The 14,120-nt window shown below is 70.9% G+C and carries 10 protein-coding genes; 6 read left to right on the forward strand and 4 right to left on the reverse strand.

What is annotated here, in order from left to right:
- The first annotated feature begins 3 nt into the window (after positions 1-3).
- Both RBJ65_RS21635 and RBJ65_RS21640 read left to right on the forward strand, forming a co-directional pair.
- Entirely contained in the window at positions 4-1,596 is a 1,593-nt protein-coding gene (locus RBJ65_RS21635; protein ID WP_306316838.1) for an NAD(P)/FAD-dependent oxidoreductase, read from the forward strand.
- Between the two features lie 68 nt (positions 1,597-1,664).
- On the forward strand, positions 1,665-2,690 hold the full coding sequence (locus RBJ65_RS21640; RefSeq protein ID WP_306316837.1) for a LacI family DNA-binding transcriptional regulator: 1,026 nt from the start codon (positions 1,665-1,667) through the stop codon (positions 2,688-2,690).
- Positions 2,691-2,736: 46 nt separating this feature from the next.
- Here the strand turns inward: RBJ65_RS21640 and RBJ65_RS21645 are convergent, their stop codons facing one another.
- The 3 genes from RBJ65_RS21645 to RBJ65_RS21655 all read right to left on the reverse strand — a co-directional run bounded on the left by RBJ65_RS21645 (position 2,737) and on the right by RBJ65_RS21655 (position 7,514).
- The gene (locus RBJ65_RS21645; RefSeq protein ID WP_372341185.1) at positions 2,737-5,526 is read right to left on the reverse strand and encodes a glycosyl hydrolase; all 2,790 of its coding nucleotides are present in this window, start codon (positions 5,524-5,526) and stop codon (positions 2,737-2,739) included.
- A 139-nt stretch (positions 5,527-5,665) separates the two neighbouring features.
- A complete protein-coding gene (locus RBJ65_RS21650) occupies positions 5,666-6,580 on the reverse strand; it encodes an endonuclease/exonuclease/phosphatase family protein (RefSeq protein ID WP_306316836.1) in 915 nt (304 codons plus the stop codon).
- A 37-nt stretch (positions 6,581-6,617) separates the two neighbouring features.
- A complete protein-coding gene (locus RBJ65_RS21655) occupies positions 6,618-7,514 on the reverse strand; it encodes an LLM class F420-dependent oxidoreductase (protein WP_306316835.1) in 897 nt (298 codons plus the stop codon).
- Positions 7,515-7,844: 330 nt separating this feature from the next.
- Between RBJ65_RS21655 and RBJ65_RS21660 the strand changes: the two genes are divergently transcribed.
- Complete coding sequence (locus RBJ65_RS21660; RefSeq protein WP_306316834.1) at positions 7,845-9,308, forward strand: sodium:alanine symporter family protein; 1,464 nt, start codon at positions 7,845-7,847, stop codon at positions 9,306-9,308.
- Here RBJ65_RS21660 and RBJ65_RS21665 read toward each other — a convergent pair.
- Positions 9,277-9,957, reverse strand: coding sequence for a GntR family transcriptional regulator (locus RBJ65_RS21665; RefSeq protein WP_306316833.1), 681 nt, complete (start codon positions 9,955-9,957; stop codon positions 9,277-9,279). The genes RBJ65_RS21660 and RBJ65_RS21665 overlap by 32 nt on opposite strands.
- Before the next feature lie 179 nt (positions 9,958-10,136).
- On the opposite strand from RBJ65_RS21665, the gene RBJ65_RS21670 reads away from it, so the two are divergent.
- The 3 genes from RBJ65_RS21670 to RBJ65_RS21680 all read left to right on the forward strand — a co-directional run bounded on the left by RBJ65_RS21670 (position 10,137) and on the right by RBJ65_RS21680 (position 14,059).
- Positions 10,137-11,525 (forward strand): FAD-dependent oxidoreductase, encoded by a 1,389-nt coding sequence (locus tag RBJ65_RS21670; RefSeq protein WP_306316832.1) that lies wholly within the window; start codon positions 10,137-10,139, stop codon positions 11,523-11,525.
- A gap of 37 nt (positions 11,526-11,562) precedes the next feature.
- Positions 11,563-12,462: a dihydrodipicolinate synthase family protein gene (locus RBJ65_RS21675; protein ID WP_306316831.1), complete on the forward strand. Its 900-nt coding sequence runs from the start codon at positions 11,563-11,565 to the stop codon at positions 12,460-12,462.
- Between the two features lie 79 nt (positions 12,463-12,541).
- Entirely contained in the window at positions 12,542-14,059 is a 1,518-nt protein-coding gene (locus RBJ65_RS21680; protein ID WP_306316830.1) for an aldehyde dehydrogenase family protein, read from the forward strand.
- Positions 14,060-14,120 lie beyond the last annotated feature (61 nt).

Below are 14,120 nucleotides of genomic sequence, written 5' to 3' on the forward strand. Positions count from 1 at the left end.
GCCATGGCCGACCACGACGTGATCGTCATCGGCGCCGGGTTCGCGGGCCTCTACCAGTTGCACCGGTTGCGCGCGCTGGGCTTCGACACATGTGTGGTGGAGGCGGGCGCCGATGTGGGCGGCACCTGGTACTGGAACCGGTACCCCGGGGCCCGCTGTGACATCGAGTCGGTCGAGTACTCGTACTCCTTCGACACCGACCTGGAACAGGAGTGGGACTGGAGCGAGCGCTACGCCGCGCAGCCGGAGATCCTCGCCTACGCGCGGCACGTGACGGACCGCTACGATCTGCGCGCGCACATCGCCTTCAACACCCGCGTGGAGGCGATGCGTTGGTCCGAGGCGACGGAGCGCTGGACGGTGACGGCCTCCGACGGCGTGCCCCGCACCGCCCGGTACGTCATCGCCGCGACCGGCTGCCTGTCCGTGCCGTCCCGGCCCGAATTCGAGGGCCTCGCGGACTTCGCGGGCGAGGTGCTGTGGACGTCGAACTGGCCGCACGAGGGCGCCGACCTGGCGGGCAAGCGGGTCGCGGTGATCGGCACCGGCTCCTCCGGACTCCAGACCATCACCGCGATTGCCCCGCAGGTCGCCTCGCTCACCGTCTTCCAACGCACCCCGTCCTACGCGGTGCCGGCCCACAACGGCCCCATCGCGGACCGCCTCGCCGAGGCGCGGGCCCGCTACCCCGAACGCCGCGAGATCTCCCGCGCCTCCTTCAAGGGCTTCGACTGCGACGAGGACGACCAGGTGCTGCTCGTCGAGACCGAAGAGGACGAGATCGTACGGGAGTTGGACCGCCGCTGGGACGACGGCGGCCTGTGCTTCGGCAGCGGTTTCAGTGACCTGCTCAAGGATGCGGACGCCAACGAGGCCGTCGCCGAGTACGTCCGCGGCCGGATTCGCGAGAAGGTCAAGGACCCCGAGCTGGCCGAGCGGCTGACCCCGCGCACGTACCCGATCGCGAGCAAGCGGATGTGCGTCGACACCGGCTACTACGAGGTGTTCAACCAGGGCCACGTCACCCTCGTCGACCTCACCGAACACCCCATCGCCCGGATGACCGGGCGCGGCATCGTCACCCGGGACGGGACGGTGCACGACGCCGACGTCATCGTCATGGCGACCGGCTTCGACGCGATGACCGGCGCCCTCAACGCCATCGACATCCACGGCGCCAACGGCACTGCTCTGCGCGAGAAATGGGCACACGGACCGCGCACATACCTCGGTCTGATGTCGGCCGGATTCCCGAACCTGTTCACGGTGACCGGCCCGCAGAGCCCCTCCGTCCTGTCCAACATGATGACGTCGATCGAGCACCACGTGGACTGGATCACCCACGCCCTCGCCCACCTGCGCGAGAACGGCCTGCACCGCATGGAGCCCGACCCCGCCGCCGAGGACAACTGGGTGAACACGACCAACGACGTCGCCGACCTGACGCTGATGCCACAGGCCGCCTCCTGGTACATGGGCGCCAACATCCCAGGCAAACAACGGGTGTTCATGCCGTTCGTCGGCGGCGTCGGCCTCTACCGCGACCTCACCAACGGCATCGCGATCAGCAACTACCACGGCTTCGAGCTGAGCTGAGGCGCGGGATATCCTGCACGCCGAACACGTCGTCGACCCGGCTGCGTACCAGTCGAGGAGCGCCCGCCTTGCCCGAACCGACCACGGGGCCCCGCCCCACGCTGGAAGCCGTCGCCGCCCGAGCCGGTGTCTCCCGTGCCACGGTCTCCCGCGTGGTGAACGGCGCCGCGGGCGTGCGGGCCCCGCTCGTCGACAAGGTGCGCCGCGCGGTCGACGAGCTCGGCTACGTACCGAACCACGCTGCGCGCACCCTGGTGACCCGGCGCAACGGCGCGGTCGGCGTGGTCATCGCGGAGCCGGAGTTCCGGATCTTCACCGACCCGTTCTTCGAACGCCAACTGCGCGGTATCAGCCGTGAGCTGACGGCGTACGACACCCAGCTGGTGCTCCTGTGGGCGGAGGGGGCGGCCGAGTACGGCAGGATCGCGAGCTATCTCGCGGGCGGGCACGTCGACGGCGCGCTCGCGTTCTCCCTGCACAACGACGACGAGCTGCCCGCGATGATCGCGCGGGCCCGGATCCCGACCGTCTTCGGCGGCCGCCCCGCCGCAGGGCAGAACCTCACGGTGCCCTACGTCGACTGCGACAACCGCGGCGGCGCCCGGGAGGCCGTGCGGCATCTCGTCTCGCTCGGCCGCCGCCGCATCGGGCACATCGCGGGCCCCCGCGATCTGATGGCCGCGGTGGACCGCGCCGACGGCTACCGCGACGTACTCGCCGACGCCGACCCGGCGCTGACGGCCCAGGGCGACTTCACGCAGGACAGCGGCGCCCGCGCCATGGCCGAACTCCTCGACCGGCGCCCGGACCTGGACGCCGTGTTCGCCGCCAACGACCTGATGGCGGCGGGCGCCCTGCGGACCCTGCGCGAGCGCGGCGCGAAGGTGCCCGAGGACGTGGCCGTGGTCGGCTTCGACGACGTGCCGTCGGTGGCCGGGGCGACGGACCCGGCGCTGACCACCGTGCACCAGGACATCGAGGGCATGGGCCGGCTGATGGTGCGCCTGCTGACGCGGCTCCTCGAAGACGGTGACGGCCCCGCCCCCGAGCCGGTGATCACCCCCACGGAACTGGTGCGGCGGGCATCGGCCTGACCTCAGGCCGACACCCGCCGCGTGCCGAGCCCCCACGGAAGGGGGCTCAGCTGAAGGGGATCACAAGCACCGACTTGTCCGTCCCCGTCTGGAGCTTCGACGTCCCGTTGCCGATGGCGCTCCACACCTCCAGGCGGACGGTGCCCCCGGTCATCTTCCCGAGGCTGCCCGTCGCCGACTTCAGGCCGCGCGACTGCGCGTACTCCTCCCACCCGGCCACCGGGTCGGTCGCGAAGTACTGGTACGTCTCGACGCGGTCGAAGCTGCCGTCCCCGGTGAGGTCGTAGCTGACCCTGGCCTGCTGGCCGAGGCCGACCGTGGTGCCCGCGTCCACGGGCAGCCGGAACGCCGTGGCCGCACCGGAGTCGTAGCTGCCGCTGACGCCGCGCGCCTCGTAGACGAGCGGCTGGTACGGGGTGCCGTCGTGGTTGGTGCCACCGGCGGAGGCGATGGTGTCACTGCCCGCGGCGCCGTCGGTGGCCGTGGTCAGGGTGCCGCCGGAGCGCAGCCGGAAGGTGTTCCCGGTCGGCGGATCGGGGTCCGGATCGCCGCCGGAACCGGATCCCGTCGCGGTGGAACGGGCGGGCACGGTAAGGGTCTTGCCGTCCGAGAACGTCACGGTCCGTGCGGCGGAGCCGTAGTTGTGGGCGGCGTAGGTCCGGGTCGTCCCCTTGGTGAAGACGGCGGACGTGGGAATGTCACCGGTGACGCTCGCGTCGGGGGCGCCGAGCGCGTCGAGCGTATTGATCCAGTGGTAGGTGTGCGCCTTGGACTCTCCCGCCTCCGGCGTGTACGAGCCGTTCCCCGCGTCCCACTTCGACTTGGCGGCGGCCGGGTCGGCGAAGGACTGGAACTCCCACAGGATGTCCCGCCACTCCTGTGCCGGGCCGCCGTTCTCGCGTTCCATCTCGGCGAGGTTGCGCCGGATCGCGGCCTTCTCGCCGCCGAGGTGCAGCGAACCACCGGTCACGGGAAGGACGTTGATGCCGTGGATCTCCTCGGGGTTGGCGGTCCACCACGTGGAGTACGCGGCGCCGCTGCCCCACACCATGCCGGCCGTGTCATGGCCGAAGGAGGCGGGGAACACCTGCTCGTCGGCGTCGAACCAGTACTGGGCGATCGACTCCGACTCGGTGGTCAGCAGATAAGTGCCCAGGTCCCGCAGGGAGTTGTCGCCGGTCGCCGAGCCCCACAGCACGAGCGCCGCGCTGAGGTTGGTGGACTCCGAGGACGACTCCTGGTTGTTGCCCGCGGCGAACCCCTGGTGCCCGGAGGCCCAGCTGTGCCCGGCGTACACGTCGAAGCCGCGCAGGAACGGGAAGGAGCCGTCGCTCCGGCTCGGGTTGGCGGTGTCGCGCACCAGCGTCTTCACCATGCCGCCCCACGCCGAGTCCGCTGCCCAGGCCTGGTCGTACTGGGCGACAATGGCAGCGGCGTACACGTAGTACCCGTAGTGGAAGTGATGGTCGTTCAGCTCGGTGTCGCTGCCGTACGACGCCGGATACCCGGTGAGCGTCCTCCAGGCGGAGTCGTACGAGAACTCGCTCGCCCCACCCGCGGTGAACCACTCCTGGAGCCGCCCCTTGAGCAGCCCGATGAGCTTGTCGCGGGTCGCGGTCTCCCCGATCTGGTCGGCCAGCGGCACCAGTTGGGCGAGCTTGCCGAGCGCCTTGCCGGTCCAGTACGTGTCGGTGGCGCCGGAGAACGGGTCGGCGGAGTTCGCGACCTCGTTGAGGTACGTACGCAGCCGCGCGGTGTCGACCCCGGAAGACTTCGGCAGGCCGGGCAGCACGGCCGACGCCTTCTGCGAGGTGCTGAAGGAGGCCGACTCGCGGACCTTCATGGTGCCGCGCGGTGACACGTACGTGTAAGAGGTGAGGGGGTCGCTGGTGTGCAGCCACTGGTGCCGGTAGAGCGACTGGAGGGTGCCGCGCTCGGTGCCCTCCTTGGCCTCCGTGGTGAGCGTGTACGTGGCCCGCACCGTGCCGCCGCTGTAGCTCCAGTTCGTGGTGGAGCCGGTGACGAAGCTGTACGCGTACTTCCGGTACGTGGCGAGGGCGTCGGTGGAGGGGAGCACGGCGAGCGAGAAGTAGTCCTTGGAGCCGAGGCCCGCCGTGATCGTCGAACCGGAGACGTTCCAGTCGCTGCCGCTCGGCGCGAACAGCGCGTAGTGGTGCCCTGAGACCGTGATGCCGAGGACGTTGCCCTGGTCGGCGAAGACCGTGGGCGCGGCGGCCGTGCTGATCCGGGCGTCGCCGCCGGACCCCTTGGCGTACACGAAAGGCATGCCGTGGCCGATCGTCGTCCGCAGGGTGCGGGCGCCGTCGGACCAGTACGGCGTGACCGTCCAGTCGGACCACGCATCGGCCTTCGTGTCCGGGGAGTTGAGCCCGGTGAGGCCGAGGGTGAGATCGCGCTTGTGGGCGTACTCGTACTGGCGCCCGTCGCCGACGATCGCCGGCGAGGTCGGATAGCCGACCTCCAAGCCGCCGGACACGGCCTGATAGGTGAGCGGATGGCCGTACATCGGCGTCGAGTACGGGTTGTCGCCGTACCGCTGGAAGGCGAGCGACGACCACCAGTCGTTGGTGGGCACCGGCTTGCCCTTCGCTGCGTCGGTGACCTTCGGGGTGACCGGCGTCCCCGTGTTGGTGGTGGGGCCGGACGTCCCGGCGGGCCGGGAGTCCGAGTAACTCCCGGCGCCTACGGGCACGTTGGCGGCGGCGGCCGGTGACGCGGCCGGGACGATTCCCGCCGCGGCCAGGGCGGCGGCCAGGATCAGCACGGCGGCCGGTCGTCTTCGTCGGGATAAGGGCATGAGCCGGGGGAAGGGCATGGACGGCACCTCTCACGGTCGGCACGGTGTCGGAGCTGCTTGAGAGCGCTCTCAAGCGGCCGGAACGTATGGCCGTCCGAACGTGCCTGTCAAGAGAACGGGCGCGGATGGTGACGCTCGGCCGGGCGTCGGCCGGGCGTCAGCCCAGCGTCAGCCGCGCCTGCACCGGCAGATGGTCGCTGGGGAACTGGCCGTCCTTCTCGTACGTGTTGATGGCGGCGGAGTGCACGGTGACGCCCGGCGTGGCGAGGATCCAGTCGATGCGCTCGCCGTCCGGGACGAGCGGCTTGTAGCCGTGGAAGGTGGCGTACAGCTTGCTGCGCTGGGCGGCCGCGTCCCAGGTGTCCTTGAGGCCCGTGGCGAGGAGCTGGTCGTAGACCGGGTTGCCGTGTGCGGGCACGTTGAAGTCGCCGGTCATCAGCAGGGGCAGGGAGGCGTCAAGGGCCGCGACCCGCTTGGCGATCAGCTCCGCGGACTTCACGCGGGACACCTGGACCTGGTGGTCGAAGTGGGTGTTGAGAACGTAGAACTCCCGCCCGCCGTCGGCGAGATCGGCGAACCGCACCCATGTCGCCATCCGGATCACCGAGTTGCCCCACGTCTTCGAGCCGATCAGCTCCGGAGTGTCGGAGAGCCAGAAGTGGTCGTACTCGACGGGCCGCAGCCGCCGCGTGTCGTAGAAGAGCGTGGCGAACTCGTCCCGGCTGCCGCCCGCTCTGCCCGTGCCGATCCAGGCGTAGTGCGAACCCAAGTCGGCGTGGATGTCCTGAAGTTGTTGGTAGAGGCCCTCCTGGGTGCCGATGACGTGCGGGTGTTCCTCGCGGAGCAGTTCGCGCATCGCGGGGCGGCGCTCGGCCCAGGAGTTGGGCGAGGTGTCGGAGGCGTAGCGGAGGTTGAACGTCATGACGTGCAGGCGTCCGCCGCGCGGCGCCGTCGCGGCACCGGCGGGCGTGGCGGCCGTCGACGTCACCGCGGCCGCCACGGGGAGCGCCGCGGCGACGGAGAGCACGGCGCGCAGTCCGTGGCGGCGGCTGAGACGGAGGTGCTCGGTCATGGTGCCTCCAGGTCGGGTGAGGAAGACGGGTGCTCGGTCATCGGGACAGGCCAAGCGCCGCGGCGGCGCCGGTCAGCTCCTCCAGGAACATATCCACGGGCGCGCCCTGGGATGTCGCCTCCCGGGACCCGCCCAGGACAAGCCGCTCGGCGCCGAGCGACGCGGCCCACTCGGTGCGCTCGGCCGCCCCGTTCAGCGCCGCGCCGAGCGTCAGCTCCACGTCGCGCGGGTCACGGCCCGCTCCGTGCGCCGATTCGCGTACGAGGGTGAGGGCGGCGGTCAGTTCGTCGCCGGCCAGGCCCAGCGGCTGGAAGCCGTCGCCGAGCCGTCCCGCGCGGCGGGCCGCCGCCTTGGAGTGGCCGCCGATGTGCAGCGGCACGGCGCGGCCCTCGTGCGGCTTGGGGTAGGTGTGCGCGCCGGTGACCTCGTAGAACTCGCCCTTGAAGGCGAGGCCTTCGGGAGCCGTCGACGCCCACAGGTCGCGCATCAGACGGATCGCCTCGTCGGCGGCCCGGCCGCGCCGCTCGAAGTCGCCGCCGCACGCCTCGATCTCCTCCCGCATCCAGCCGAGCCCGGCGCAGACCCGCAGCCTGCCGCGGCTGAGCCGGTCCAGGGTGGCGAGGCGCTTGGCGAGGACGAACGGGTTGTGGTTGGGCAGGACCAGGACGCCGGTCGCGAGGCCGATCCGCTCGGTGGCCCCGGCCAGGAAGGCGAGCAGTTCCAGCGGGTCCGGGTAGGGGAGCGTGTCGGGCAGCGCGAGGCGGCCGTCGGGCGCGTACGGGTAACGGCTGTCGGTGTCGCTGATGACGACGGCGTGCTCGACCGCCATCACCGACTCGAAGCCGAGCGCCTCGGCGTGCCGGACGACCCGCAGCGCGGTGTCGGGTTCACCGAGGGTGCCGAGGCCGACGGGGAGGACGACGGAGTGCTTCATGACGGCTCCTGGGAATTCACGTGCGTCGGGCTGGGACGTCCGATCGCCATCGTGAGGCACACGCGTCGTTCCTGTCGCCCTCGCGGCCCGTCCTCGCACATTCCCGTTCGGGGTGGGGACCGTCCGTACCAGGCCGCCAGGGACGGGTGTCTACGGGTGGGTGTCGGTACTGAGCGTTCAGGCACGGCTCGGCGGCCCCGGTCGAACGGAACGACCGGAACAGTAATCTGTGATCACAGATCACACAAGGGTTTCCGTGGCCGGACTCGCCGCGTAGAGTGCCGCCGGTCGTCCAGGGACGGGTGTCGCCGAGCCACTGGAGACACCGCTATGGAAATGCTGTCCACGATCAGCGGGTGGATCTGGGATCCGCTGGCCTATGTCGCTCTGGCGATCGGCGTGCTGTTCACGCTGGTCACGAAGGGGGTCCAGTTCCGCCGTGTACCGGACATGATCCGGCAGTTGCGGGAGAGCGAGGCGGGCGAGGGCGGCCTGTCCTCGTTGCAGACGCTCGCGCTGTCCCTGTCCAGCCGGATCGGGGTCGGCTCCATCGCGGGCGTGGCCACGGCCGTCGCCTCCGGCGGCCCAGGCGCCCTGCTGTGGATGGTGGTCACCGCGCTGCTCGGGGCCACCGCCGCGTACGCCGAGGCCGTCCTCGCACAGGTCTACAAGCGCCGCAGTCACGGCGAGGACCTCGGCGGCATGTCGTACTACATCAAGTACGGGCTCAAGGCCCCGTGGCTCGCGTCGCTCGTGGCCCTGGCGACGATGGTCGCCTACGGCTTCGTACTGCCCGGCGTGCAGGCCAACAACATCGCCTCCAGCGCCCAGTTGGCCTTCGGCACGGAAGGCTGGCAGGTGGGTCTCGTGCTCGCCGCCGTCCTCGGTGTGGTCGTCGTCGGCGGCACCCGCAGGATCGTGAAGGTCGTCGAGTCCGTCGTCCCGTTCGTGGCCCTCGGGTACATCGTCAGCGCGTACGTCATCATCGCCCTGAACATCGAAAAGGTGCCCGCCGCCATCGGCCTGATCGTCTCCAGCGGCATGGGTGTCGACCAGGTCTTCGGCGGCATCATGGGCTTCGCCGTCGCGTGGGGTGTGCGCCGGGCCGTGTTCGCCTCCGCGCTCGGCCTCGGCGAGGGCACGTTCGCCGCGGCGGCCGCCACCGTCTCGCACCCCGGCAAGCAGGGCATCGTCCAGGCGTGCAGCATCTACATCGACGTCCTGCTGATCTGTACGGCGAGCGGACTGCTGCTCGTGGTCACGGGCGCGTACAACGTGACGGACCCGTCCGGCGGCTTCCTCGTGGAGAACGTGCCGGGCGCGGTCGCGGGCCCCAACTACATGCAGGAGGCGATCGATTCGAGCCTGCCCGGCTGGGGCGCGGGCTTCGTCGCGGTGGCCGTGGCGATGTTCGCCTTCGTCTCCATGGTGTTCTTCTTCTACGTCGCCCAGACCAACCTCGCCTTCCTGCTCGGCGAGCGCCGCAGCCGGACCCTGGACGCCCTGCTCAAGGTCGGCACGGTCGCCATCGCCTTCATCGGCACCGCCGTCACCGCCGACGCCATGTGGGCGGTGGGCGACATCGGCTACGGCATCCTCGGCTGGCTGAACATGGTGTGCGTCCTGCTCCTCACACCCGTCGTACGCAAGGTGATCCGGGACTACGACCGCCAGCGCCGCGAGGGCCTCGATCCGCGCTTCGACCCGGTGCCGCTCGGTATCGAGGGCGCCGACTACTGGCACAAGTCCCGGAAGGAGTCCGCTACTTCTTCTGTTCCCGCAACTGCTCCTTGATCCGGTCGATGGCGCTCGCCAGGGACTCGCGGGTGATCGCCGCGGCTCCCTCGGCGTCGCCCGACTCGACGGTCGCCACCAGGCGTTCCTGGTGGCGCCAGAGCGCGTCGTCCTCCGGCTTCTTGAGCGCGGAGCGGGCGCCGACCGTCTTGTAGGCGCGGCACTGCGCCCACAGGGAGCGCACCGTGTCGACCAGGACCGGGTTCCCCGACGCCTCGTACAGGACGCCGAGCACCGTCTCGTCGCGGTCGAGGTACTCCATCACCCCGCCCTCCGCTATCGCCTGACGCATGCTCAGCAGGCCCTCGCGCATCGCGGCGATGCCCGCCTTGCCGATGCGCGTGGCGCCGAGCCGCGTGGCCTCGACCTCGAGCAGCAGCCGTACGTCGTAGGCGTGCACCAGCTCCGCGAGGTCCAGGCCCTTCACCACGGAACCCCGGTGCGGCGCGCGCTCCGCGAAGCCGGCCTCTTCGAGGCGGCGGATGGCTTCGCGTACGGGCATCTCGCTCGTGCCGACCAGTGCCGCGAGGTCACGGATGCGCAGCCGGTAACCGACCGGGAACTCTCCGCTCATGATCGACTCGTGCAGCACCGCGTAGACGCGGTCGGCCATGGAGGTGGCCGGTTCCAGGCGTTTCGAGGTATCCACGTGCGCATCCTAAACAGCCGCGGGGAATTCCCCGCCGACCCATTGTGTGATCTGTGATCACATCCTAGTGTTGCCGTCAGATCGCCGCGCGGCCCAGGTGTCCGCGCGCGTCCCCACTCAGCATTCCCAACCCATCAGGCGGGCCCTTTCGGGCTGCCGTGAAGCAGGGGGCATCGCCCATGACATCCATCAAAGACGTCGTCATCGTCGGCGGTGGCATCGCCGGACTCTCCGCGGCCTGGCGGCTGCGGCACCTCGACTCCCTGGTCCTGGAGTCGGACCACCGGGTCGGCGGCCGCATCCGCTCCGAGAAGCGCGGCCGCTACTTCCTGAACTGGGGCGGCCATGTCTACGCGGGCGGTGACTCCGCCACCTCGTGGCTGCTCGACAGCACCGGCGTCGACGCCGTCCCCGTCCCGGGCTCCCTCTCCGGCCTGCACATGAACGGCAAGCTGCTGCTCAAGGGGCGCGTGGAGACGTACCCCTTCCGCGTCCCGATGTCGATGTCCGCCCGCGTCGGCATGCTCACCGCGGGCGCCAAGGTCTTCTCGAAGGTCGGCAGGTACGCCCGGATCGTCGGCCGCCGCAAGGGCGAGAGCGAAGGCCAACGCCAGCAGCGGGTCTACGACTTCATGAACGACATCAGCTTCAAGGAGTTCCTCGGCGACATCCCCGCCGACGCCCAGGCCCTCTTCGAACCGACCGTCACCCGCTCCGCCGGCGACATCGACCAGATCTCGGCCGGGGCCGGGGTTGGCTACTTCAGCCTCGTCTGGAACATCGGCGCGGGCCTCTCGAACTCCATCGTCGGCGGCCCCGCCACCCTCACCGAGTCCATCGCCGCCGCGCTCGGCGACAGCGTCCAACTCGGCGCCTCCGTAAGGGAAGTGGTGCAGAAGGCGAACTCCGTCGTCGTCCGCTACGAGCAGGACGGCGTCGCCTACGAGGTCGAGGCCCGCACCGCCGTGCTCGCCACCCCGGCCCCCATCACCCACCGCATCGCCCCCGACCTGGACGCGGACCTCCGCGACGCGCTCTCGAAGATCCAGTACGGGCCGTACGTCAGCGCCGCGTTCCTCACCAACGAGACCGGCCGCCGCCCCTGGGACGACGCCTACGGCATCGCCACCCCCAAGCGGTCCTTCAACGTCGTCCTCAACATGTCCAACATCCAGCACGGTTACAGCCGCGAACGGCACCCCGGCTCCTCGCTGATGACGTTCTCGCCGGGCACCCTCGCCCGCAACCTCATGGAGAAGGACGACGCGGACATCCGGAACACGTACCTCGAAGACCTCGACCAGGTACTGCCGGGTGTCGCCTCCGACGTCACCGAATCGCATGTGTGGCGGCTCCCGCTGGGCGCCCCGTACTGCTTCCCCGGCCGCGGCAAGCTCCAGCCCGTCCTCACCCGCCGCACCGGCCGAGTCCTCCTCGCCGGCGACTACATGGGCTCGCTCTACACCGAGACCGCCATCCAGTCGGGACTCAACGCCGCCACCGACGTGCGCGGACTGCTCGCCACCGACCGGCAGACCTCCCGCGCGGGCCTCGTCACCGCTTCCTGAAACACCGTCAACCCACCCTCGTCCTCGGAGAACCGACATGCCCCTGCCTCTGGAAAACGGCATCCTGACCGCCCTCGCCACCCCCTACGACGCGGCCGGTGACATCGACGAGAAGCTGCTGCGCGTCATCGTCGACCGCTCGGTCGACGGTGGTGTGTCCGGCGTCGTCGCGGGCGGCTCCACCGGCGAGTTCGCCACCATGAGCGGCGACGAGCGCCGCCTCCTCGTCGAGACCGTCGTCGACCAGGCCGCGGGCCGCGTCCCGGTCATCGCGCAGACCGGCGCCGTCGCCACCCGCGAGGCCGTCGCCCTCACCCGGCACGCCGAACAGGCGGGCGCCGACGTGGTGATGGTCGTCGCGCCGTACTACGAGACGCTGACGATGGACGAGACGCTGCGCTATCTGCGTACGGTCGCGGGGTCGGTGTCGATCCCCGTCATGCTCTACAACATCCCGGACGCGACCGGCGTGAACCTCGACCCGGACACCGTCGGCGCGCTCGCCCGCGAGGTCGAGAACATCAAGTACATCAAGGACACCAGCGCCGACATGGCGCAGGCGGGCCAGCTCATCCACCGCCACGGCGATGTCATCGACACGTTCCTCGGCTGGGACAGCCTGCTGCTGGCCTCCGTGGCGGAGGGCGCGGCGGGTGTCATGGCGGGCTCGGCCAACGTGATGGCCGCCGACCTCGTCGCCGTCCACCAGGCGCTCCACGCAGGCGAGTTGGAGCTTGCCCGCGAGCGCTGGGCGCGCGTCTTCCCGCTCATGGACACCCTCATGACCGGCGGCCCCTTCATCCAGGGTGTGCGCGCCGCGATGGAGGAGATCGGGCTGCCCGTCGGCCCGCCGCGCGAGCCGCTGCTGCCGGTCGAGGCCGCGCACCGCGAGCGCATCCGCGCCGCGCTCGCCGAGTTGCCGCACCTCAACGTCTGAGACCGCGACGACCATCACGACCGCGACGACCATCACGACCGCGACGACCATGACGACCGCGACCCGAGGGATGTCCGCCATGACCTTCTCCGTACGCCGCCCCGAGCCCGGCACCGCACCGCTGATCAGCGCGGCCGAGCTGCCGCCGCTCGGCCACTTCATCGACGGCAAGTTCACCGAAACCGAGCCCGAATTCGGTACCGGCACCGAGACCACCGACGTCCTCGACCCGGCCACCGAGGAACTCCTCGCCCGCGTCCCGCTCGGCACCGTAGAGGACACCGACCGGGCCGTGGCCGCCGCCCGCGCCGCGCACCCGGCCTGGGCCCGCATCACCCCCAAGGAGCGCGCCGACGTCCTCCTGGCGATCGCCGACCGCGTCGACGCCAACGCGGACCTCGTCGTACGCCTCGAATCGGCCGACACCGGAAAGCCGTTCGCGGTCTCCCGCGACGACGTCGGCATGACGGCCGACGGCTTCCGCTTCATGGCGGGCGCGCTGCGCGCGCAGGCCGGCGGGATGGCGGCGGGGGAGTACGTCGAGGACCACACGTCTCTCGTCCTGCGCGAGCCGCTCGGTGTCATCGGCGCGGTCACGCCGTGGAACTACCCGCTCCTGATGGGCGCTTGGAAGATCGCGCCGATCCTGGCGGCGGGCAACTGCCTGGTCCTCAAGCCGTCCGAGCAGACGCCGCTGTCCACGCTGAAGTTCGCCGAGCTGGTCGCCGACCTGCTGCCCGCCGGTGTCCTCAACGTCGTCACGGGCCGCGGCCCGGTCGTCGGCGACCGGCTCGCGCGCCACCCCGACATCGCCATGATCGCGCTGACCGGTTCGACGGGGAGCGGACGGGCCGTGGCCCGCGCCGCCGCCGACACCGTCAAGCGCGCGCACCTGGAGCTGGGCGGCAAGGCCCCGTTCGTGGTGTTCGAGGACGCCGACCTCAAGGCGGCGGCGGAGGGCCTGCGTACGGCGGGGTTCTGGAACTCGGGCCAGGAGTGCGGCGCCGCCTGCCGCGTCCTCGTACACGCCTCCGTGGCCGAGGAGTTCACGGCACACCTCGTGGGCGAGATCTCACAGATCACCGTCGGCGACCCACGCACCGGCGACGCCGTCGAACTCGGCCCCCTGGTCTCCAAGCCGCACTACGACCGCGTGCGCGGCTACATCGGCCGGGCCATCGCCCAGGGTGCCCGCCCGGTCGTCGGCGGCACGCCCCTCGAAGAGGACGCCCCCGGCTACTTCGTCGCGCCGACGGTCCTGGTCGACGTCGCCGAGGGCGCCGAGATCGCCCGCGAGGAGGTCTTCGGGCCCGTCGTCAGCGTCGAGACCTTCACCGACGAGGACGAGGCGATCCGCCGCGCCAACGCCAACGACGTCGGCCTCGGCGCCTCCGTCTGGACCGAGAACGCCCGCCGCAGCCACGCCGTCGCCGCCCGCATCGACGCCGGCACGGTCTGGGTCAACTCCCACCTGGTCCTCGCCAACGAACTCCCGTGGGGCGGCTTCAAGGGCTCCGGCTACGGCCGCGACCTCTCGGTCCACGCCCTGGAGGACTACTCCCGCACCAAGCACGTGATGCACCACCACGGCCGCTGAAGGGCCATCGGGCTCTCGGCCGTACGCGGCGCCGCTGGCGGATAGCTGCCGTGGCGCCAAC

The organism is Streptomyces sp. KL109B (genome assembly GCF_030766935.1).
GTDB lineage: Bacteria > Actinomycetota > Actinomycetes > Streptomycetales > Streptomycetaceae > Streptomyces.